The 19,085-nt window shown below is 71.1% G+C and carries 32 protein-coding genes; 1 reads left to right on the top strand and 31 read right to left on the bottom strand.

The window, feature by feature from the left end; translation table 11 throughout:
* Positions 1-8: 8 nt before the first annotated feature.
* The 14 genes from ACLZOT_RS48125 to ACLZOT_RS48060 form a co-directional block, all read right to left on the bottom strand.
* A complete protein-coding gene (locus ACLZOT_RS48125; protein ID WP_416975651.1) occupies positions 9-1,589 on the bottom strand; it encodes a capsid protein in 1,581 nt (526 codons plus the stop codon).
* Positions 1,576-1,788, bottom strand: a complete 213-nt coding sequence (locus ACLZOT_RS48120; protein WP_416975650.1) for a hypothetical protein — start codon at positions 1,786-1,788, stop codon at positions 1,576-1,578. The genes ACLZOT_RS48125 and ACLZOT_RS48120 overlap by 14 nt, the downstream gene beginning before the upstream one ends.
* Entirely contained in the window at positions 1,785-3,062 is a 1,278-nt protein-coding gene (locus ACLZOT_RS48115; protein ID WP_416975649.1) for a PBSX family phage terminase large subunit, read from the bottom strand. Before ACLZOT_RS48115 ends, ACLZOT_RS48120 begins: the two co-directional genes overlap by 4 nt.
* A complete protein-coding gene (locus ACLZOT_RS48110; protein ID WP_416975648.1) occupies positions 3,052-3,570 on the bottom strand; it encodes a GcrA family cell cycle regulator in 519 nt (172 codons plus the stop codon). The genes ACLZOT_RS48115 and ACLZOT_RS48110 overlap by 11 nt, the downstream gene beginning before the upstream one ends.
* A gap of 71 nt (positions 3,571-3,641) precedes the next feature.
* Positions 3,642-3,992 (bottom strand): hypothetical protein, encoded by a 351-nt coding sequence (locus ACLZOT_RS48105; RefSeq protein WP_416975647.1) that lies wholly within the window; start codon positions 3,990-3,992, stop codon positions 3,642-3,644.
* 196 nt (positions 3,993-4,188) lie between these two features.
* Positions 4,189-4,350: a hypothetical protein gene (locus ACLZOT_RS48100; protein WP_416975646.1), complete on the bottom strand. Its 162-nt coding sequence runs from the start codon at positions 4,348-4,350 to the stop codon at positions 4,189-4,191.
* A gap of 131 nt (positions 4,351-4,481) precedes the next feature.
* Entirely contained in the window at positions 4,482-5,063 is a 582-nt protein-coding gene (locus tag ACLZOT_RS48095) for a hypothetical protein (RefSeq protein WP_416975645.1), read from the bottom strand.
* Positions 5,060-5,572, bottom strand: a complete 513-nt coding sequence (locus ACLZOT_RS48090; protein ID WP_416975644.1) for a hypothetical protein — start codon at positions 5,570-5,572, stop codon at positions 5,060-5,062. Before ACLZOT_RS48090 ends, ACLZOT_RS48095 begins: the two co-directional genes overlap by 4 nt.
* Positions 5,569-6,213, bottom strand: a complete 645-nt coding sequence (locus tag ACLZOT_RS48085) for a hypothetical protein (RefSeq protein WP_416975643.1) — start codon at positions 6,211-6,213, stop codon at positions 5,569-5,571. The genes ACLZOT_RS48090 and ACLZOT_RS48085 overlap by 4 nt, the downstream gene beginning before the upstream one ends.
* A complete protein-coding gene (locus ACLZOT_RS48080) occupies positions 6,213-7,061 on the bottom strand; it encodes a protein transporter Sec31 (RefSeq protein WP_416975642.1) in 849 nt (282 codons plus the stop codon). The genes ACLZOT_RS48085 and ACLZOT_RS48080 overlap by 1 nt, the downstream gene beginning before the upstream one ends.
* 82 nt (positions 7,062-7,143) lie before the next feature.
* Positions 7,144-7,332, bottom strand: a complete 189-nt coding sequence (locus tag ACLZOT_RS48075) for a hypothetical protein (RefSeq protein WP_416975641.1) — start codon at positions 7,330-7,332, stop codon at positions 7,144-7,146.
* Between the two features lie 10 nt (positions 7,333-7,342).
* Positions 7,343-7,528, bottom strand: a complete 186-nt coding sequence (locus ACLZOT_RS48070; RefSeq protein ID WP_416975640.1) for a hypothetical protein — start codon at positions 7,526-7,528, stop codon at positions 7,343-7,345.
* On the bottom strand, positions 7,528-7,683 hold the full coding sequence (locus ACLZOT_RS48065; RefSeq protein WP_416975639.1) for a hypothetical protein: 156 nt from the start codon (positions 7,681-7,683) through the stop codon (positions 7,528-7,530). The genes ACLZOT_RS48070 and ACLZOT_RS48065 overlap by 1 nt, the downstream gene beginning before the upstream one ends.
* Positions 7,680-8,222, bottom strand: coding sequence for a hypothetical protein (locus ACLZOT_RS48060; RefSeq protein ID WP_416975638.1), 543 nt, complete (start codon positions 8,220-8,222; stop codon positions 7,680-7,682). The genes ACLZOT_RS48065 and ACLZOT_RS48060 overlap by 4 nt, the downstream gene beginning before the upstream one ends.
* Before the next feature lie 138 nt (positions 8,223-8,360).
* Here ACLZOT_RS48060 and ACLZOT_RS48055 point away from each other — a divergent pair, with 138 nt between their 5' ends.
* Entirely contained in the window at positions 8,361-9,002 is a 642-nt protein-coding gene (locus ACLZOT_RS48055; RefSeq protein WP_416975637.1) for a hypothetical protein, read from the top strand.
* Between the two features lie 226 nt (positions 9,003-9,228).
* Here the strand turns inward: ACLZOT_RS48055 and ACLZOT_RS48050 are convergent, their stop codons facing one another.
* The 17 genes from ACLZOT_RS48050 to ACLZOT_RS47970 all read right to left on the bottom strand — a co-directional run bounded on the left by ACLZOT_RS48050 (position 9,229) and on the right by ACLZOT_RS47970 (position 19,082).
* Complete coding sequence (locus ACLZOT_RS48050) at positions 9,229-9,378, bottom strand: hypothetical protein (RefSeq protein ID WP_416975636.1); 150 nt, start codon at positions 9,376-9,378, stop codon at positions 9,229-9,231.
* The gene (locus ACLZOT_RS48045) at positions 9,375-10,124 is read right to left on the bottom strand and encodes a hypothetical protein (protein WP_416975635.1); all 750 of its coding nucleotides are present in this window, start codon (positions 10,122-10,124) and stop codon (positions 9,375-9,377) included. The genes ACLZOT_RS48050 and ACLZOT_RS48045 overlap by 4 nt, the downstream gene beginning before the upstream one ends.
* An 89-nt stretch (positions 10,125-10,213) precedes the next feature.
* Positions 10,214-10,486, bottom strand: coding sequence for a hypothetical protein (locus tag ACLZOT_RS48040; RefSeq protein WP_416975634.1), 273 nt, complete (start codon positions 10,484-10,486; stop codon positions 10,214-10,216).
* A 53-nt stretch (positions 10,487-10,539) separates the two neighbouring features.
* On the bottom strand, positions 10,540-10,695 hold the full coding sequence (locus ACLZOT_RS48035; protein ID WP_416975633.1) for a hypothetical protein: 156 nt from the start codon (positions 10,693-10,695) through the stop codon (positions 10,540-10,542).
* A complete protein-coding gene (locus ACLZOT_RS48030; protein WP_416975632.1) occupies positions 10,695-11,135 on the bottom strand; it encodes a hypothetical protein in 441 nt (146 codons plus the stop codon). The genes ACLZOT_RS48035 and ACLZOT_RS48030 overlap by 1 nt, the downstream gene beginning before the upstream one ends.
* Positions 11,136-11,138: 3 nt before the next feature.
* Entirely contained in the window at positions 11,139-11,615 is a 477-nt protein-coding gene (locus ACLZOT_RS48025) for a hypothetical protein (RefSeq protein WP_416975631.1), read from the bottom strand.
* A 166-nt stretch (positions 11,616-11,781) separates the two neighbouring features.
* On the bottom strand, positions 11,782-12,147 hold the full coding sequence (locus ACLZOT_RS48020) for a hypothetical protein (RefSeq protein WP_416975630.1): 366 nt from the start codon (positions 12,145-12,147) through the stop codon (positions 11,782-11,784).
* Positions 12,144-12,584 (bottom strand): hypothetical protein, encoded by a 441-nt coding sequence (locus ACLZOT_RS48015; protein ID WP_416975629.1) that lies wholly within the window; start codon positions 12,582-12,584, stop codon positions 12,144-12,146. Before ACLZOT_RS48015 ends, ACLZOT_RS48020 begins: the two co-directional genes overlap by 4 nt.
* 117 nt (positions 12,585-12,701) lie before the next feature.
* On the bottom strand, positions 12,702-12,959 hold the full coding sequence (locus ACLZOT_RS48010) for a hypothetical protein (RefSeq protein ID WP_416975628.1): 258 nt from the start codon (positions 12,957-12,959) through the stop codon (positions 12,702-12,704).
* Positions 12,956-13,465 (bottom strand): hypothetical protein, encoded by a 510-nt coding sequence (locus tag ACLZOT_RS48005; protein WP_416975627.1) that lies wholly within the window; start codon positions 13,463-13,465, stop codon positions 12,956-12,958. The genes ACLZOT_RS48010 and ACLZOT_RS48005 overlap by 4 nt, the downstream gene beginning before the upstream one ends.
* The gene (locus tag ACLZOT_RS48000) at positions 13,458-14,378 is read right to left on the bottom strand and encodes a hypothetical protein (protein WP_416975626.1); all 921 of its coding nucleotides are present in this window, start codon (positions 14,376-14,378) and stop codon (positions 13,458-13,460) included. The genes ACLZOT_RS48005 and ACLZOT_RS48000 overlap by 8 nt, the downstream gene beginning before the upstream one ends.
* A complete protein-coding gene (locus tag ACLZOT_RS47995; protein ID WP_416975625.1) occupies positions 14,375-14,704 on the bottom strand; it encodes a hypothetical protein in 330 nt (109 codons plus the stop codon). Before ACLZOT_RS47995 ends, ACLZOT_RS48000 begins: the two co-directional genes overlap by 4 nt.
* A gap of 78 nt (positions 14,705-14,782) precedes the next feature.
* Positions 14,783-15,280, bottom strand: a complete 498-nt coding sequence (locus tag ACLZOT_RS47990; RefSeq protein ID WP_416975624.1) for a hypothetical protein — start codon at positions 15,278-15,280, stop codon at positions 14,783-14,785.
* A 64-nt stretch (positions 15,281-15,344) separates the two neighbouring features.
* Entirely contained in the window at positions 15,345-16,124 is a 780-nt protein-coding gene (locus tag ACLZOT_RS47985; protein ID WP_416975623.1) for a DNA-methyltransferase, read from the bottom strand.
* Positions 16,121-17,926 carry an AAA family ATPase gene (locus ACLZOT_RS47980; protein WP_416975622.1) on the bottom strand — a complete coding sequence of 602 codons (1,806 nt, stop codon included), beginning with the start codon at positions 17,924-17,926 and terminating at the stop codon, positions 16,121-16,123. The genes ACLZOT_RS47985 and ACLZOT_RS47980 overlap by 4 nt, the downstream gene beginning before the upstream one ends.
* Positions 17,927-17,958: 32 nt before the next feature.
* Positions 17,959-18,273 carry a hypothetical protein gene (locus ACLZOT_RS47975; protein WP_416975621.1) on the bottom strand — a complete coding sequence of 105 codons (315 nt, stop codon included), beginning with the start codon at positions 18,271-18,273 and terminating at the stop codon, positions 17,959-17,961.
* A complete protein-coding gene (locus ACLZOT_RS47970) occupies positions 18,273-19,082 on the bottom strand; it encodes a DUF2303 family protein (RefSeq protein ID WP_416975620.1) in 810 nt (269 codons plus the stop codon). The genes ACLZOT_RS47975 and ACLZOT_RS47970 overlap by 1 nt, the downstream gene beginning before the upstream one ends.
* Positions 19,083-19,085: the final 3 nt, after the last annotated feature.

Here is a 19,085-nt window from a genome sequence, read left to right as displayed (position 1 = left end):
CCCTCCCGCTACTTGACCTGCGACTCGCCGTCCGGATCGTCCTCCGGCTGCTCACCGAAGGCGGGCCGGTCCGCGCCGAGCGTCAGCGGGTCCTCGACCAGGCGGCCGGACTGCGCCAGCAGCCGGGCCACCTCCTCCTTCTTCTCGGTGTCCGTCCAGTCCGGATGGAGCATCGCGACCAGCGTCTCCGCCGAGGCGGCCTCGGCCTGCCGCAGCAACGCCGCCGTCTCCGCGAGGGTCTTGATGTCGTCCTGCACCGAGTCCGCGAACTGAACGGCTGGCCGCTCCACCTCGACCGGCGCAACGCCCTTGAACCAGCCAGACGCCTCCAGGATCAGCAGCGTCTCGACGATGTCCGCGATCGCGGTCGCCGCCAACTCCGCCTTCCGGGCCCTGGTGGTCATCGACCGGGCGGTCCTGGCCTTGATCTCCGTCGCCGTGACCGCAGCGCCCGCAGCGTCGTCGCCGAATGTGTTCCCCGAGTAGCCGGCGTTCCGGATCACCTTGCCCACTAGGTCCTCGATGGTGGCCAGGTGCTCGGTGTAGCGGATGGTGAACTGGTTCGCCACGATCTGCTGGTCGATCGTGGGCGGCACGTTCATCGGCGCATAGACCTCACGGTCCTCCCACACCGAGCCCGCTCCCGGGCCCTGGTTGAGGAGGTAGCCCTGCGGGACGATGATCCGGCTCTTGGCGAGGCGGATGTCCCGCATGAGGCTGGTGTACGTCTCGTCGATCGCGCTGAGGAATGTCTCGGCTCCCTGGTAGTCGGAGGTTCCGAGCCCGGCGGCGCCGGGGATGTCCCGCCAGTCGGGGGCGATCATGGTGTTCGGGACGTAGGAGACCGCGAGCCGGTCCGTCGCCGCAGCCGGAAGCTGGCGCGAGGGCAGGAGGTTCCTGGTCTCCTCAAATGCTTCCAGCGGAAGCGGCTTGCCGAGGTTGTCCTCGGTGCCGTCGTACACGCCATGGAGGATGAGACCGGGCTCGTGGCGCTCCAGGTGGCGGACGACGCGCTGCCCGTCGCAGACGAGGACGGTCCAGAAGGTCACGGACTTGAGGACGTCGCCGTGCGCGAAGACGGGGGCGGCGCCGTCGGCGTGGACGAGGGACACCCACGGGCCGGGGCGGATGTCCTCGTCCCAGACGATGCGGAGGTAGGACCCTCCAAGCGCTGCCGTGGCTTCCCCCGACGCGATGAGAGTGCGGATCAGGCCGCCGTCCATGAGCTGTTCGAGGCGTTCCTGGGCCGCCGCGTTCTCGACCTTGAGGACTGGCGGCTCGGAGTACAGCAGGTCCGAGGAGGTGCGGGCGACGTCGCGGGCGAGCGGCATGTGCAAGTTGGCGCGCTTCTCGCCGAGCGGGGTGGGCTCGCCCCAGAACCAGCGGGAAACCCGGCCGACCACACCGCCGCGGTACTGGCTCGGCCGGTTCTGCGGGGCGCCGAACCTGCTGTTGTCGCGGTGCCGGTTCAAGTACCGGTACGCCAGCCGGTCTGGGTTCGCGGAGAACCAGGCGGCCCAGTCGGCCATGTCGGCCTGGATCGCGGGGTGCACGGGAGGCCACGGGATGTTCTTGTCAGGGAGCGGCATCGGATACCCCCTCGTTGTCCTCGTAGGCGTCCGGGTTCTCCAGCCGGTCAGCGGCCTCCCGGAAAAACGCCGCAGCCTGCGCGCGGATCTTGTCCTCGGTGACCGGGCCGTCCTCGGGGGTGAAGGTGATCGATCCCCAGTGCCCGCCGATCTCGCCCACGCGGACGTGCACCGGCAGCGTGATCTCTCCAGGCGTCATGCGGCCACCTCCAGGTCTGCGCGGATCAGGTGCCGCCACTCGTTCACCGAGCTGTGCAGCGCGTAGCGGAGGGCGTCACAGGAGTGGTCGTTCGCCTTCAGCGGCTTGTCCTCGCCCGCGAGCGCTGCCTTCTCGTCCCATGAGTACGACGGCAGCTCCCCGAGGAGCCCTTCGCAGGAGCGGTGGATGGACAGCCGGTCGGCCGCGAGCGCCATGCTCACCGACCGGATGCCGTCCTTCACGTCGTTGTCGGCCTTCGCGACTCCCGGCACACCGTCGGACCAGAGTTGAGTCATGAACGACGACGCGGACGGGTCGACGAACAGCCAGTCCGGCTGAACCCCCTGAGCACCCTTGTGACCGTACTCGCGCAGCCAGCCCTGCACAGCCTTGCTGTACTGGGCGTCCGTCAGCTGCCGGTGCGCGGCACGCGAGTCGTGCCGGTACTCCGAGGCGACGTACAGGCGGTCGTCCACGCCGTGCCCGACAAGCAGGCCGACGAACGGGTTGACGGTCCCATAGTCCACGCCGACGCACATCCACCGGCGCATCTCCGGGAGGATGTCGACCACGTGCCTGACGTCGTCGAAGGAGTCGTAGACCGCGCCTGACGCGAGGCACCAGTCGCCGAGGATGAACCTGCGGTACCAGAGCCCGGTGTACTGCGCCTTCAGTCGGGCGACCATGCGCGGGTCGAGGCCCGGGTTGTCGTCGAGGGTGAAGTGCCAGTGCGTCAGCCCCACGGCGTCCTTACGGAGGATGAACTCCTTGCGCAGCCAGTGGAACGGGCCGTCCGGGTTCGTCGTCGCCAGCAGCCGGGACTGGTCGCCGACGCGGAGCCGGGACAGCAGCATCATCCAGAACTCGTACGGCACCAGCGTCGCTTCGTCGACGTAGGCGAGCGCGATCGTCGCCCCGCGGATTCGGCCCTCCGCGCGCGCGTCGGACGCACCGATGAGGTGGACGGTGCGGCCGAGGATCGTCGCGGTCGTCGACCCGGTGGTGTGGTGGACGTGCTTCGCGAGCGGCCCGAACAGGAACTTCGACTGCAACGGGTCGATCAAGTTCCTCTCGATCGTCTGGAGCGTGCGGCCCACGATCACGATCAGTCCGTGGTCCGGGGCGACGGCGAGCCGCAGCAGGAACGCGATCAGGGAGGCGATCGTCTTCCCGCTGGACACCGCCCCCGACCACAGGGCGATCGGGACGTCCTGGGCTTCTATGATCGAGCGGATCTGCGCCGGGGAAAGCGGAAGCTTGAGGTCACGGAGCATCACCCGCCCCCTCGTTCATGGCGTTGTACGCCGCCGTGAGCCCGGTCGCGAGCTGGCCGAGGAGGCTGATGCCCTCATCGACGCCGTTGTTGGTGTCGAGCGCTTCGAGGCGGGTGGCCGTGGCCATCGCGGAGCCGATCCCGGTGAGCAGCGCCTTGCGGTCCTGAGCGGGGAGGCGCGTGGGGCTGTACTTCACGGCGGTGCCGGCGGATACCTCGACCAGGTCGTACCGGCCGCCGTTGAGGTAGGCGAGTTCCTCTTCGACGGTGTCGTAGAGCTGCTCGATGATCGCGGCGCGGCGGGCCTTGGCGTCCTGCATCTTGGCCTCCGTGGCTGCGGCGGTGAGGGTGCGGTCGTAGGTGAGGCCGAGGCGGTCGGAGTGGACGCTGACGGCGCGTCCGGAGCGGCCGAGTTCGCGGGCGATGCGGTTGCGGCTGAGGCCGAGGCCGTGGAGGCGTTTCAGCTCGGCGATCTCTTCGTCGCTGAAGGGGACGGGCGCTTCGGCCACGGCTGACCTCCCCTTGGGCGTGCGAAGGCCCGGCGTCCGTGGGGGAAGCGCCGGGCCAGGGTCGGTGTTGGTCAGGCTTTCCAGCCCGCGTCGAGACACGCCTGCGCGAACGTGTCAGCGGCGATCTTCCAGGCGCCGTCGGTGCCGCTCGCGCCGTTGGCGAGCACCTTGCTGCTGTCGGCGATGCGGTCGGTCTTCGAGGTCGGCGCCCACTTGTTGACCTTGTTGGCGAGGTCGAGACGGGCCTGCTTGGTGACGGCGGCCTTGTAGTCCTTGGCGAAGTCGTCGCAGGCGAGCTTGCCCGCGTCGTCGAGCTTGGTGGCGTCGACGGCCTTGGGTTTGTCCTCGGTGGTGTCGCTGCTGCTGGAGCAGGCGGTGAGGGCGAGCGCGGCGAGCGCTACGGCGGTGAGGCTTCTGATCATGTTCCCCCCTGGAACGGTGTGTTGAGGGGGATCATGCCGTACCGGGGTTGATCGTTTCCGGGCATGCCGGATCTGCGGCCCATGGTGCGGCATGATCGACCAGAACGTCAAGCAAGGTTCAGGTTTCTGTGGGCCCGGACACGCAGCAGGCCCGCCGCATCGGGGGGGAATGTGCGGCGGGCCCTGAGAGTAGTGATCAGCTAGCGCCGGGGTCGACGCCCGCCTGCTCGCGCATCGCGCGGTCCGACTGCTCGGCGTGCTGCTGGCGCTGTTCGGGCGTCCAGTCGGCGACGCGCGGCGGAAGCGAGGCGACGACCTCGGTCAGCTTCTGGGTCTCGGCGCGGTTGAAGAGGGGCATGATGGCGGTCCTGTCTCTTGGTTGGGATGGGGCCGGGGCGGTCGGCTAGCTGCCAGGCGGGCGGCCGTCCCGGGTAGATGGCCCGGGAGATCCCGGGTAGATCGCGGTAGACGCGCGGGTAGACGTGCAGGTCAAGCGGCGGTAGACGGGGTGGTAGACGACGCCGGGGCCACGGCCGGGGCAGGGGTGAGGTCGGCCCTCCGTACACCCCGCGTGGGGGCCTTGGAGCCGGGCGCTTTGACCTTGGGGTGGACGGGGATACCGAGGGCCTCCAGGTGCGCGCGGAGGTCGCCCACCGTGCGGCCCTCCCACTGGCCCTGCTCCTGGAGGTACGCGAGGACGGTGCGGAGGTGGATCGCGGGGGCGTCGCCCAGGAGGTCGAGGAGGAGCGCCCGGACCGCCTCCCCCGGCTGCTGCGGGGTGTTGGCGGGGGTCTCCTCGGCGGGGGGACGTCCGGCCCGCCACGCGGTGACCATCCAGGCGCCGGTCAGCAGCCACATCACGCCGGGGACTGCGCGGACGAGACGCCAGAGGAGGTAGCCGCCGAGGGTGAGCAGGGCGAGCCGGGCCCAGCAGCCGAGGGCCGCGCGCCAGCCGGTGAGGTCGTGGCGTCGGCCGCGCGCGACCCAGGCGGCGGCGCGGACGCCGAGGCTTCGGGCGAGCGCGGCGGACCCGGCGGCGAGGCGGGCGGCGGGGCGTGCGAGGCGGCTCACAGGATGCCCGCCCCCTCGACCGCATTGACGACCCCGGCGCCGGCCGCGTTGAGGGCGTCGGGCAGCCAGGAGAGCGCGCCGGCCACGCCTGCGGTGAGGCAGAGGACGCTGCCGACATAGGCGCCGCCGATCAGGCGCCGCTTGTCCTTCTTGCCCGCGGCCTTGTAAGAGAGGACGGCAAGGGTGAAGGCCGCGACCACGATGACTGCCCCGGCGGCGGAGAGACCGGCGAGCTGGCCGCTGGTGAGGTCGGCGGTGGCGTTAGTGCCGGTGGTGGCGGTCGCGGTCCGGCCGCCGGCTCCGTTGGCGACGGTTCCGGCGCGGCTGTGGGCCCAGCCGAGGAGCCCGCCGGGGCAGGCGGCGGCGCAGGCGGCGGCGGTGAAGCCCTTGGTGAAGGAGGAGATCTGGGTCCACTGCCGGTTGCCGGTCCACCAGGGGTGGGCGTTGGCGATGAGGACGATGAGTGCGGTGAGGAGTCCGCCGAGGGTGAGTGTGGTGGTGCCGGTCATCGGAGTACTCCGGTCAGGGCAGTGATCGGGTCGTACCAGTCGAGGACGCCGAGGCTGCCGAGCAGGGCGGTGACGAGGAGGAAGCGGGGGAAAACGCGGCCGGTCTTGCGGTCGAGGCCCCAGGCCGCGGCGAGGGCGACTCCGGCGATCACGTAGGCGGCGCCGATGCTGGCCTCGGTGCGGGCCTGGTGGAGGGTGTGGGCCCAGGCTCCGACGGGACTGCGGCCACCGGCCCACGGAGTGAGCGCGGTGACGATGGGGAGCAGCATTCGGAAGGTGACCAGTCGCTCCGACAGCCAGTCCCAGGCGCGCGCCCACAGCGGGGGCTGCTCCTCGGGCTCGGGTTCGACCACTACGACCTGGTGGACGTGGACGTGGTGGATCTCGACCGGGGCGGGCGGTGGCGGGGGTGGCGCGGGCGGAGGGGTGGGCGGGGTGCGCCAGGGCGGGATCTCGCCGGGCTCGGGTGCCCGGTCGGGGAGCGGGGCTCCGGCGGGGATGATCCGGGTCGGGGTGACGGGGCGACGGTCGGGCTGGGCGGGCATGGATGTGTCCTGGTGGCCGAAGGGGCGAGCGCCGAGGCGGCGGAGGTGGTGGAGGGCGCGCAGCTCGTCGCCGTCGGGGGACGGCCGCGCACCCATCAGGCGCCGATCCGGAGGGCGCGGAGGTAGCGCTCGACGGTGTCCGGCGAGGGGGCCCGGCCGGTGGCCTTGGCGACCACGCGGACGACGGCGTCCCGGTCGCGGATTCCAGAATCCCAGGCGTCCTGGACCGCGTCCTTGGTGGTCACGGCGCCGGGTCGGATTGTGAGGACGTCGGCGTCCGGATCGTCCGCGGACTCGTCCAGACGGTCCGGACCGGCGGATTCGCCGTCCGTGAGGGAGCGCTGCTCGGCGTCGATGAGGGCTTGTCCGCGCTGGAGTTCGCGCCGGACGGGGATCATCGCGAGCTGGCCGTCGACGGCGGCGCGGCGTTTGGCGACCCACTGCTGGGTGCGCGGGTCGAGGGGGCGGGCGTGGACGCGCATGGCGATCATCCAGCCACCCTTGGCGAGCGCGGAGACGGCCGCGCCGACGGCGCCGACCACCCACTCGCCCGAGAGCTGGCCGTGCGCGTAGACGGCCCCCATGGAGATGGCGAGCGCGAAGTGTCCGGCCCGGCGGGGTACGGCGGCCCGGTCGGGGTCGTAGCGCAGCAGCCACTCGGCGCCCATGCACAGGATCCAGGACGCATCGAAGGCGACGCCGGCCGCGTAGGCGACGGCGGCGATGGTGGCCATCGCGAGGAGGGCGCCGACGGACGTGGTCGTCCAGACGAGGGAGGCGGTGACGAGGACGACGGCGCCGATGGTGACGGCGGTGCGGACGAGGGCGTCCCAGTCGCGGGGCGGGACGGGGACCTCGATGTACTGGGTGTCCTCGACGAGTTCAGTCTCGCCGTCGACGGTGTGGGGGACCAGGCGAGTCGTCGGGATCTTGCAGGTCTTCACGGGCTGCTCCGCTGAGGAGGCGCCAGCCTCCCGCGGCCGTGGGGGATGCGGTACGCGCGGGAGACCGGCGGTCTGGGGTGGGTCAGATGTCGGTGCCGATGATGTGGTCGGCGGGGGACGGGTAGTCACCGGCTCGTGCCGCGTCGGCGAGGGCGTCGTGGTCGCGGGCGAGTGCGAGGCACTGGCGTGCGCCGGGGGTGCCTGGTGCGGTCGCGGCGGTGGTGCGGAGGTCCGCGGCTTCCTTGGTGTGGTATTCGATCCGGGCGTCCATGTGTGTCTCCTCAGCGGGCGGGCCGGTACCAGGGGCCTTTGCGGTCTTGGGCGCGGTCGCGGTCTTCCCATGCCTGGCCGGCGCGGGCGGCTTTGCGGGCGCCGGTGGTCTTGGCGCGGCGGAAGCGGTCGGCCGGGCCGGTGACGGGGGTGCCCCAGTAGTCGACGGTGGTCTGCTCGCGGCGGAACCAGGCCATCACTGGCCTCCGGTGATCTGCTGGTCGAGGCGGCGTCGCACGTCGGCGGCGGCCTCGTAGTCCTGGGCGCAGTCGGCGACGGTCGCGGGCTGGGCGAGGATCGGGTTGGGGCGGGGGGTGCGGTCCGGCTCGGGCTGGGGCTGGGGCTCGCTCATCGGGTGGCCGCCTGCCGTGCGGCGTCGAGCGCGCGCCATTCGGCGTCGTGCCGGTAGTGGTCGGCGGTGCGCTGGTGGAGGTGGGCGATGCGGGTGGCGGCGTGGCGGTGGGCCCAGGCGATGGCGTCGGCGGTGAGGTGGTCGAGTTCGTCGTGCTGTCCGTCGCGCCAGTGGATCTGGATCCATTCGCCGGGGCGGCGGGGGTTGGCGAGGTCGGGGTCGCATTCGATGGGGGTGGGCTGGCGGTAGGCGTAGATGCTGTAGGGGCGGTCGCTGTGGCGGTGGCGGACGGTGAGGAGGTAGATGGAGCGGACGCGTGCGACACCGAGGAGTTCGACGTCGGTCATGTGGCGGGTGGCGAGGATGCGGTGGCCGATGGACTGGTAGAGCTCGGGGATGCGGGCGGCGGGCGCGGTGGGGGTGAGGGCGTATTCGAGGCGGCGGATCGCGGCGCGGGCGGCCGGGGGGATGTAGCCGGTGGCGATGACGCGGCGGCGCGGGGTGGGCTGGGTCTGGGTGTTGCCGTTACCGTGTTCCATGGCTGTTTCTCCTGGTGGTTCAGGCGAAGTGGCTGGCCCCGACCGGTGTGTGAGAGCCCGGTCGGGGCCGTTCTGTTGGTGCCTGTACGACCATAGCGACTTGTTGCGCTCAACACAACAAGTCTGGGAGGATGAGCCATGCCCGAAGACACGCCAGGAGAGGAGCAGCGGACGATGCTGTCCTTCGCCGAGGCGGCCGAACGGCTCGTCGCAGACGGAATCGCCCAGAGCATGACGGCGGAAGGGCTGCGGAAGCTGGCCCGCGACCCGGCGTCCGGCTGGCCAATCGGTCCTGACGATTACCGCGTCGTCGGCAAGACGCGGATGCTCCCGTACGAGCCGCTCGTGCCATACATCCAGGGACGGCGGCGCGGTCGGGGGCCTGCCAAGCAGCCACGGACGGAACGAGGAAAGAACATGCCCAGCGGGAAGCCTTTGGACGGCGCCGATGCACATGCGGTGCTGCGCATCGTGTGGCAGTGGATCGCCGATGCGAACGACGGCGCGGGTGGCGACGCCGGCCACCTCCAGCGCGAGTTGGAGGCTGCGGGGTACGGACCGCCACAGAGTCCGACGGCGCGCCCGGCCGCACTTCCCCCGGAGCCGTTGCAGGAGGAGGGAGTGCGGCGGGTGGGGGCGCAGCCGCATCACTCCGGGACGGTAGATCCCGAGACGTTGCCGATGGCGGATGGCTGCGAGTACTGGCGTAAGACGAATCGGGGCGACGAGGTGTGCCCGATGTCATCGTGTGCTCGGTGCCAGTATCTGAAGAGGCTGTGACAGCCCGCGAGGAGTGGCGCCCGTAGCCCGCGTACGCGATCGGCCCCGACCGAGGTCGGGGCCGTCGTGCTGTCCGCACAGCGAGTAGCGGTCGCGTACCGCCGGAGCTGGAGAGCACGCGACTGGGGTCATCGTGGCACGGCTGTCAAGCGGGGGTGCGCGCCCGGCTGTTGGCCGACTGGTTCTCGGGTGCCCGGGTTTCCCGCGAGCAGACGGACGCGCACGTTCAGGATGCCACGGTCACCCATGCCACGGCGGCGAGTGCCGCGAGGAGCAGCACCCAGCCGACCAGTCGCAGCGCGAGCCTCCTACGGTCCCGGGCCGCCTCTCGCTGCAACTGGTGGTCCAGCTCTCGCCGGTAGTCCTCTGGCCTCATGCTGCGATCGTCCCACTTTCCGCCCAGACCCTCCCGCACCCCGTGCAGTGCGCGACCGGCGCCCGCCCTTCCCCGCCGTGCACGTCGATCGCCCCACCGCAGTCGTGCCGCTGCTCCAGCGTCCGCCGCTGCGCCGCGATGTCCAGGGCGCGCTCGACCCGATCAGCCGCCGACCGAGCCACGCCGCCGACACGCCGCAACTCCCCATCCGTCAGCGGCCGGAACGGGCCCGGCGCTCCTTGCACCCTGCCCAGCAGCCACAGCGCCGCATACGGGGCATCCGGCCTGACTCCGGTCCACCGCCAGCGACGACGGTCAGCGGCGTCGTCCTGCGCGGCCCGGACGCGGCGGGCGTGGTCTTCCCAGGCGACGCGTTCGGCGCGGGTGTGGGCGTAGGCGGCGCGGCGGGGGGCCGGGGGCTTCATCGGCGCGCGCTGGGCGGTCTCCGCGATGGCGTCGGCGCACTGGAGGAGGTCGGCGTGGATGCCGGCCATCGTTTCGAGGATTGTGACGCGGATCGGGATGGGGCGGGCGCCGAGTTGCATGGGGTCGCGTTCGAGGCTGCGGAGGTGGGCGGCCTGGAGGCGCTCGTACTCCAGCTGCTCGTCGTCGGCGGCGTTGAGGCGGGCGAGGTAGCCGCGGAGTCCTGCCCCGAATCCGTTGTGGACGGCGGGTTGCCCCACGGCGTCGTGGAGGTCCGACCAGTGGATGGCGATGGTGCGGAGGTGGGTGGCGATGGTGGTCATCGTGCGCTCCGTGGTGCGGGGTACGGTGATGTCACCGGTAGGGGCGTGCTGGCCTGGGGAGGTCGAGAGCACGCCCCTTCGTCGTGTGGTCAGTCCTTGGCCTGGTGCTGGGTGATGCGGAGGCTGGGCCGCTTCGTTGCTGTCCGTTCGACGGTGGCGGTGTAGCCCGCCTTCCTCAGGGCGTCGGCGTACCGGTTGAGGTGATCGGCCTCGTCGGGGCCGTCGTGCCAGAGGCGGACCGTACGGGGGCTGGCCTGGGTGGCTCGATGCCCGGGACGCCAGGCGGCGCCGGTGAGGGAGTTGGCGTGTCCTTGGACGGTGAGGGTGCGGGCGATCTCTGCGGCGGCGATACGGCAGTGCACGGGTGGGCTCCTGTCGGGGGCGCGTCGGGGAAGACGCGCCCCTTCGTCGTGGGTCAGTCGTCGGCGATGAGCAGGGTGGCGATGCCGAGCCAGGTGAGGACGGCGGCGATGGTGCCGACGATCGCCGCGAGTTGGCCGTCGGTGGTCAGGCCGTAGGTGATTCCTCCGGAGAGGGCGGCGAGGACGAGGCCGAGGATGAAGGTCGGCATCATCGGTTCCTCGCGATCTCGCAGCGTCCGGTCTCGGCGTGCTGTTCGGAGCAGGCCGGGCCGCAGCGCTGCGCCAGCTCGGCCGCCCACTCGGCGATCCGGGCGTACTTCTCTTCGGCGGTGTGGCCGTCCCACTGGGCGCGCGGGTCGTCGGCGTTGACGCGTTCGACGTGGGCGAAGAGGTCGTGGTCGCGCGGGCTGATGTGCCAGCTCGCCTGACGGCCGCCGAGGGTGAGGTACAGGAGCGCCCAGCCGTCCTCGTCGATGTCGTGCGCGGGGGTGATGACGGCGTCGTCGGTCATGGCGGCGAGGAGTGCGACTAGGTGGGCGCGCTCGCGGTACGCGCCGTCCCGCTCCTTGGTGAGGTCGGCGATCTGGCCCTGCTGGTCGAGCATCTTCTTGGCAAGGCGAAAGTTCTGTTCGTGGGAGTACTCGGCCATGGCTCACTTCTCCTTGGTCTGATTGGCGGTCGGATGGATCGCGTTGTGCAGCTCGGCGAGGCGGGCGTCCCACCAGCGGGCCATGGACGCGCCGAGCGGCGGCGGCCCGGCTTTCACCCACTGCTCGTAGAGGTCGCTGACGCAAGCAGCGGTGTCTCGCTCGGTCGCTTCCGTCGACGCTGGGTCGCCCTGCACACGCTCGTACGTCTCGGCGAGCACGTCCTCGGCGATCGGGTAGAACTCGCCCTTCACGCCGCGCACGATGTGCTGGCCGGTGTAGACGAGGACCCAGGTCGAGTGCAGCTTGTCGTAGACGGTGGCGGTGGCCTCGGGGTCGTCGGAGCCTTCGCGGTCCTCCGCGTCGAGGGCGTAGAAGCGGCTCGCGCCGCCGGTGAAGGCCCGGACGTCGGCCTCGTTGTCGCCGGTCCACTGGATGGTGTCGACCTCGACGGGGAGCTTGCGGTAGCGGGTGGTGGTCACTTCTGCCTCCGTGCTGCGCGCGCGGCGGCGCGCCTGGTGGCCCTGTTGGGCGGAGCGGGGTCGGGGGCGTCGTCGTCGACGACTTGCTCGGTGCGAGCAAGTTGGTGCTCCCAGGTGGCGCCCGGGGCGGGCGCGTGCTCGCCCCGGGGAGTCGACGACGGGCCGCTCACGCTGCGGTCCCGTGGCCGGTGTCGTACCGGGCGACGATCTGGTCGAACGCCTCCCGCTCCGGGTCCCGCGTGCACCGGTGTGGGTCGTGGGCGGCGCCGTCGGAGTCCTCGGCGAGGAGGCAGCACGGGTGCAGCGGCGGCGGCCGGTGTCCGAGTGCGGTCCGGCGTGCCCACTCGTGCTCTTGACGGTGGCGGTGGTCGCGGGCGTAGGAGGAACCGGCGGCCCAGGCGAGGGTCATGGTGACGAGGAGGGCAGGGACGATGAGCCAGGGGGCGGGGCCGAGGACGAGGTAGATGGCGCTGGTGAAGGCGAGGAGCGCGGCGGCGAGGAGGGTGTGGGCGGTGCGGCGGTACCTGCTCACAGGCGCACCGCCGGATCGATCAGGTCGGCGGCGAAGTCCATGACCTTGATGGCCTGGACGGCGCCGCGCGTGTCGTCGCGGGTCGCACGGATTCGGTCGGCGAGGTGGTGGGCGTACGCCTCGATGGCGGCGCGCATCTCGTCTTCGCTGACGTCCTCGTGGCGCATGGCCATCAGGTGTGCGTGCGGGTCCTTGGCGTGTGCGGCGCGGCAGCAGCGCCGGTCGGAGAGGTGGACGCCCTTGTCGGCGAAGGCGCCGACGATGGCGGGGTCGTCAAGGAAGTCTTCGAGGGATTCGTCTTCGGTGTCCCAGTCGTTGTGCTGGAGCTGGGCGATGAGTTTGCCGAGGACGTCGCGTTTGGTCTGGTCGGGGGCGCCGGAGTCTCGGAGGGCTCGGGCGACGGGGTCGAAGATGTCGTTGGCGCTGGACCATCCCATGTCAGCGGGCCTTTCGGGTGAGGCGGTTGGTGAGGGCGCGTCCGCCCCGGCCGAGGCCGAGGAGGGCGGCGGAGATGAACGGGCTGAGGGCGATGCCGAGTCCGATGGCGCGGGCGATCACGCGGCCTCCCGGTAGTCGTGAGGCGCTGTGTGGCCTGTGGGGCGCCTGAGGTGGCGTGCGGCGAGGTTGCGGGCCTGGGTGCGCCCGTACGCCCAGGAGGGACGGATCAGGTGCCGCCACGCGAGGGTTGCGGCGTAGGCGCCGATGGTGCTGGTGGCGAGGATGAGCACGGTGAAGACGGCGGAGAGGACGATGAGCCAGCCGGCCATCGCCCAGCCGAGGGTGATGAGGGTGTCGATCGCTTCGGCTATCACGGCTGCTCCGGGGCTCGGTCGAGGGCGGTGAGGATGTCGGTGGCGAGGTTGTGGCGGCCGAGGTCGTAGTCGCTGATGCCTGCCGAGGTGGGGTGGGCGATCCCTGCGACGAGGGTGCGGACGTGGTCGATGGCGGCCTGCTGCTGGGCGCACTGCCGTTTCGCGTCGGCCCACTGTCGGCTGCGGAGCCGGATCTGCGCCCACAGGGTCTGGATGGTGTTGGGGTCGCCGCCGAGGGCGCGGATGCCGGCGCGGAGGGTGCGGAGTTCGCTTTCGGCGATGCGGGTGCGCATCCGCAGGTTCTTGGTCTCTTCGTCGGGCGGTGGGAGGACTTCGCGGCCGATGTAGGCGGCGACGCGGACGGCGATGGTTGCGGCGAGGTCGGCGGCGCCGTGGGGGCTGCCGAGGCGTACGGGGGTGTCGTGGAGGGCGGTGGCGATGACGCGGGTGAGTGGGGCGAGTTCGGCGGCGATCTCGGTGTCGGTGAGGCGCGGGGTGTCAGCCACGGTCGGCCTCCTGCGGTACGGCAGTCTTGAAGCCGCCTCGCGCGACGGCACGGCGTACGGCGCGGGCCTGGTGTTCCCAGTACGTCCTCTCGCTGTCGCCGATGTCTTCCCACGTGCCAGTTCGGGTCGAGAAGCGTCGGCGCAGCCAGGCGGGGAGCGTGTCGGGGGTTTCGCTGTCCTGCGTGTCGGCGGCGCGCGCCTCGGCGTCGGCGTCGGCGTCGATGCCGAGCGTGAACGACAGGGCGAGTCGGTGCGCCTCGACGACGTCCGCGTCGGTGGGCTTCTGCTGCGCCTCGGCGGCCATGCGGCGCAGTTGCGCGGACGCGTCCCGGCATGGGCGGAACTTGGTCCGCTCCAGAACCTCGGCGTCCCTGAGTGCTTGCGTCTCGCGGTCGATGGCGTCGGCGGCCTCGTCCAGCACGGCGGCCCGGTCGGCGGGCTCGGGCAGTACCGCGTCGGCGGAACCCGCCGTGGCCGCGCGGACCGCCGCCCGGTATCGGCGGGCCTTCGCCACCGTCGCCGCGTCCCAGCCGTGCACTGCGGCCGTCTCCTCCAGCGCGCCGTGCGTGCATGTCTCGTCATGCTCGGCCTGCTCGCAGTTCCAGCCGCAGAGGACAGCCCACAGCCAGGCGTCGACGCGGTAGGTCCCCCAGTCGCGGCTGCTGGTGGCGATGAGGGTGTGGAGTCCTTCGAGAGCGGCGGCCAGGGTCGGGGCGCTACTCGCGGGCTCGGGCAGTACGGCCAGCACCGCGTCGGCGCGGCTGTACGCGTTGACGCGGACGGTTTCCAGGATGCCGGTCTCGGGGTCCGGGTCCTGGCCGCAGTACGCCCAGCGCACGAGCGCCTCGGCAATGCGATCGCGGAGGGCCGTCCGGTCGGCGGGCGGGGATGCGGGGTTGGGTTCGCGGTTCACTCCCCGTCCTCCTCGGCGTACGCGCGGGTCGCCTCGTCCCGCGCTTCCCGCGTGCGGAAGCCCTCCACCGACACGTCGCCTTCGGTGTAGACCGCCAGCCCGTACAGCTCCCGCTCCGGATCGGCGTAATGCGCCACAACCTGGTACGGCCAGTCGCCGAGGAGGCTGCCGTCGTCGAGCCCGGCGACCTCCTTCCAGCCGGTACCGCGCAGCTTCTCGATCCACCAGTAGCCGTTCTCGCAGTCGAGGGGGTCGGGCAGAGCGGGTAGGAGGTCGCTGGCGACGGCCTCGTGCAGGGCGTCGGCCTGCTGGGGTGTGATCTTCATGGTCATCTCCGGATCGGTGTGATGGGGTTGGAGGCACGGCCGCCCGCTGGTTCCGACAGCGGGCGGCCGGCCTGCTGCTCACGCGCAGATCACGCACCGGTGATCCGCAATCTCGGTGTCGTGACAGGCATCGACACAGGCGCGGCAGTACGGGGTGGCGTGGTATTGGGCCTGGCCGTCGAAGCGGGTGTCGGCGGGGTCGAAGGGCGTCTTGCACTTCCCGCACGCGGCGTCACGGGTCGGCCACCACGCCTCGTGCGCCTCCTGACGGCACACCGCACACAAAGCCCCGTGCCATGTCGCCGTACTGCACTCCCCGCACCGCGACGACGGCCGCGCCGGGGGCCGACCGCCCTGCATCACGGCCACGCAGTCCGCGCACAGGCCCTCGGGCAGCACGGCGTCCGGCCCGGTCTCGGTCGTCTCCTCGGGCACGACGGCCATACCCTCACAGGCCGTGAGAGCGAGGACGCCGGGCTTGGCGTCGGGGAAGAAGATCGGCGACGGGAAGATGTGGCGGACGTTGGGGTTGGCGTCTGCGTACGGGCTGTGGGGGTTCGGGGTGAGTTGGGTCATGGCTGGTTCCTTTCGCGCGAATCTGGCTGTAACCGAGGTGGCCGTGTGTGGTCTGCGGTGCGGGTCAGGTGGCGTCGATGAGGTCGGCGATCTTCTCGGCGGCCCTGATGCGGTCGACGCCGAGCTCGGCATAGCCACGCTCGTATTCGACGCAGAACGCGCGGCGGCCTTCGAGGACCGCGGCCACGCCGGTGGAACACACTCCGGCGCAGGGGTCGACGACGAGATCCCCGCGCACGGTGGAGGATTCGATCAGCTGCGCCATCAGCGGCACCGGCTTCTCGGTCGGGTGGCGCCGCACTCTGCTGGAGTTGGGGCGCAGGACACGCACGACCGAGCCCTGGCGCATCCGTGCCGTCAGAGCACCCTTACGCGCGGCCTTGCCTCCGTGCCGGGGATTGAGGGTGGAGACCCCGAAGGTGATCGTCTCGTGCGCGGGCCCCCAGGGCACGCTGAGGTTGCCCATGCCGAGCATCGTCTTGTCCCAGACGATCTCTGCCGTGGGGCCGAGGCCGAGAGGCTCGGCAAGTTGGTCACCGGCGTAGCCGAACACGTAGACATGCCGGTAGCACCGGAGTTTGCGTGCCCACTGGCCGAGCACAGCCGGCCAGTCGACGCTGCCGTCATCGCCCTCGATCGGCTGGAAGTTCTTGCCATGGCTGGACTGCCAGCCCATGCCGTAGGGCGGGTCGGTGCACAACAGGTCGTAGTCGTCTGGGACTTGGGTGATCACCGCTGGATCGCGGCAGTCGCCCCAGATGACCGTGGCCCGGTCGGTCTGGTGGAGGATCTGGCCGCCAGGCGGGGGTACGAGGTCGAGCGCGAGGGTGTCGGGCGCGGTCATGCGGGTCGTCTTTCTGTGTGGGTGGTGGGGTGTTGGGGTCGGTCGGGGTGGCTGCCGGTGTCGGGGTCGCAGGCGAGGCAGGTGGTGTATCCGCGGTCGAGTCGGTAGCCGTGGAGGGGCTTGTCGCAGACGGTGCAGAGGGGGGTTTCTGTTTCCTGTGGTTCCGGCGTTCCCTCCCCGTTCCCCCTCTTCGAGGGGGGAACGTGGGGAACGGGGGGCGTTCCGGGTGTTTCCGCGAGCGTTCCGGGAAACGTTTGACCTGGGGTTTCTTCCGTTCCGGGGTGCGTTCCGGGAAACGTTTCCGGGAAACGTCCGTCGGAACGGTCTCCGGAACGCTTTCCGGAAACGTCGAAACCGGGCTTTTCGGACCTGGATTTGCGGCGGCGGACGGCCTCCGCGATCTTGTCGTTTCCGCCCGGAACCTGAAGATCGGCAAGCTTCTGGCGGACGGCCCGGTTGCCCGCGTCGTTGGGCACGCCGGCCTGGTCCAGGGCATGGACGATGTGTTCGACGGTGCCGGGCATCGCGGCGAGGCCGTGAGCAGCGTCGGGCTCCGTCTCCCACGTCATCAGGACGTGGCGGGTGCCGCCGACGGCCCAGTTGTCGCCGTCGCGCTGGGACTGCCGCAGCAGGGTGAACTGGTCCGGGCCGATGCCGGTGCGGGTGTGGGTGCGTTTCAGGGAGAGGGTGCCGCCGCCCTGGTAGGACAGTTCCCACACGTGGTCGACGTCCTGGGTCTTGGCGGAGGAGCCGCGGCCTCCGCGTTCCTTGTCCTTCCCGAAGTGGTCGAGGCGGATCGACGAGATGCGGTCGCGCTTGAGGGGGAGGAGGGTGTGGCGGTACAGGTTGAGCCAGGTGTCGGCGTCGTTCTCGGGCCCGGAGATGAAGCGGGAGACGGTGTCGATGACGACGAGCTGGGCGCCGGTGGCTTTCACCAGGGCGACGACGTCGGCGCCGCCGCCTGCGGTGTCGAGGGGTCGGATCGGCGGGAAGCTGGCGTACCGCAGGGATCCCATGTTGCGGGGGCCCGCGCCGAACGACAGGAAGCGCTCCTGGACCTGCTCCTGGCCGTTCTCGGCGTCGAGGTAGAGGATCGGCACCGGGGGCTGGGGCTGGTCGTCGAGGAAGGGCTGGCCGGTGGCCATGCGCCACATCCACTCCTGCGTGAACAGGCTCTTGCCGGCCTTTCCGTCGCCGACGAGGGTGATCTGCTGGCCGGGGCCCATGAGCTTGCCGAGGAGGAGCTGGATCGCGCCGAAGTCGGTGGTGAAGAAGGCGTCCCAGTCGAGGAGGGAGGCGACGAGGTGGGAGGGGCCGCGGCCTGAGTTCTCGCGGAGCTGCTCGCCCTGCTGGAACTCGGCGACGAGCGCGGCGAGTTGTTCGCTGGAGGCGCCTCGGCCGATGGCGGCTTTGAGGGTGGTGGCGTGGGTGTCGTAGCGGCGTTCCCGGGCGGTTTCGGCGATGCGCTCGGCGAAGGCGGCGGCCATGGCCCAGGGGAGAGGCTGTCCGCCGAGCTTGTAGATGAGGTTGCCGTTGTCGACGCGGTGGAGGAGGCCCTGTTTCTCGATCTCGGCGCGGACGAGGGCGGGGTGGCAGCGCTGGCCGGTGGCGTAGATGCCGGTGACGGTGTCCCAGATGAGCTGGTGCTGGGCTTTGTAGATGTCTTCCCGGTTGATGAGGAGGGCGCATTCGTCGTATGCCTGCTTCTCATGCATGACGACGCCCATGACGTATTCCTCGGCTTCGAGGTCGCAGGGGGGTACCCGGGTGAGGTCGTCGTCGCCCGCCGTGTCGCGGTTCATGTGGCGGACGTTGTCCACGAGGCGGTTTCCCCTCAGAAGAGCGTGGTGGGTTCGGCGGGCGGGCAGTGGTGTGAGGTGAGGTGCTGGTGGGGGCAGTCGGGTGGGTGGCGGCCGGTGGTCCAGCGGAGCCGCAGGGGGCCGTGTGCGCGGCGGGGCAGGCACCAGACGAGGTCGTCGGGGGTGCTCGCCGCGAGCGCGATCCGGTACGGGAGTTGGTCGCCGGCGGGCGGGAGGTCGACGCGTGCCTGGAGGGCTGCGACGCCTCCCACCCACTGGGCCAGGAGGGGCGCGCGGCAGGACGGGCAGCGGGAGTCGGCGCCGCTCTTCCTGCTTGCGCGCCCCGCCATCAGGCCGGGATCCCGTTCATGACCGGCTGCTCGATGTCCCCGTCGATCGCGTCGACGACGTCACCGAAGGCGGCGCGCAGGACATCGGCCGGGCGCTCCAGCTTGTAGCCCATCCGCAGGCCGCGCTCGGTGATTCGGTAGCGGAGCCGGGCGGTGAGCTGGTAGCCCTCGCTGCCTTCGAACGGGACCAGGCCGACGACGAACGTGTCGGGGACGGTCAACTGGCCTTTCTGCCCGGCCTTGGTGGTCGTCGTCTCGACGTACTGGAGCTGCCGCTGCCCGCTGCTGAGACGGACACCGGACTGGAAGTCGACCTTGCTGGTGGCCTGGAGGGACTGGGCGATCTCCAGCATGTCCGCGGAGGACGGCTTCAGGAGCTCGGGGAGGTGGCCCTCCAGGAACTCGGCGAACGTCTCCTGATCGAGGAGCTGGCCGTCGGTCTGCATCCACTGCTTCCACGCATCGGTGGCGCGGAGTGCGAGGACGAGACGGTGGTCGCCCCAGGACGGATCGTCTGTGCCGTGGGCGTTGAGAACGGCGGTGACGGTGAGGCGCTCGCTGTCGGCGTAGACCTCGCTGTCCTGGCTGCTGTGCTTGGTGAAGTAGGTGCTCCAGGAGCGGGCGTCGCGGACGGTGGTGGTGCCCTTCTTCCGCGGGGGCTGTCCGGTGTGCTCGGGGCCGGTGAGGTCGACGTCGGCGATCCCGTTGGGGGTGTTGAAGACGTAGAACTTGCCGGGTTCCAGCTCGTGGTGTGCCGCGGAGCGGATCGCGGTGTCGACGATGACCTGCGTGTTGTCGGTGTTGGTCATGGG

The organism is Streptomyces sp. 4F14, assembly GCF_048159485.1.
Taxonomy (GTDB): domain Bacteria; phylum Actinomycetota; class Actinomycetes; order Streptomycetales; family Streptomycetaceae; genus Streptomyces.
This window is presented reverse-complemented; position numbering and strand designations above follow the sequence as displayed.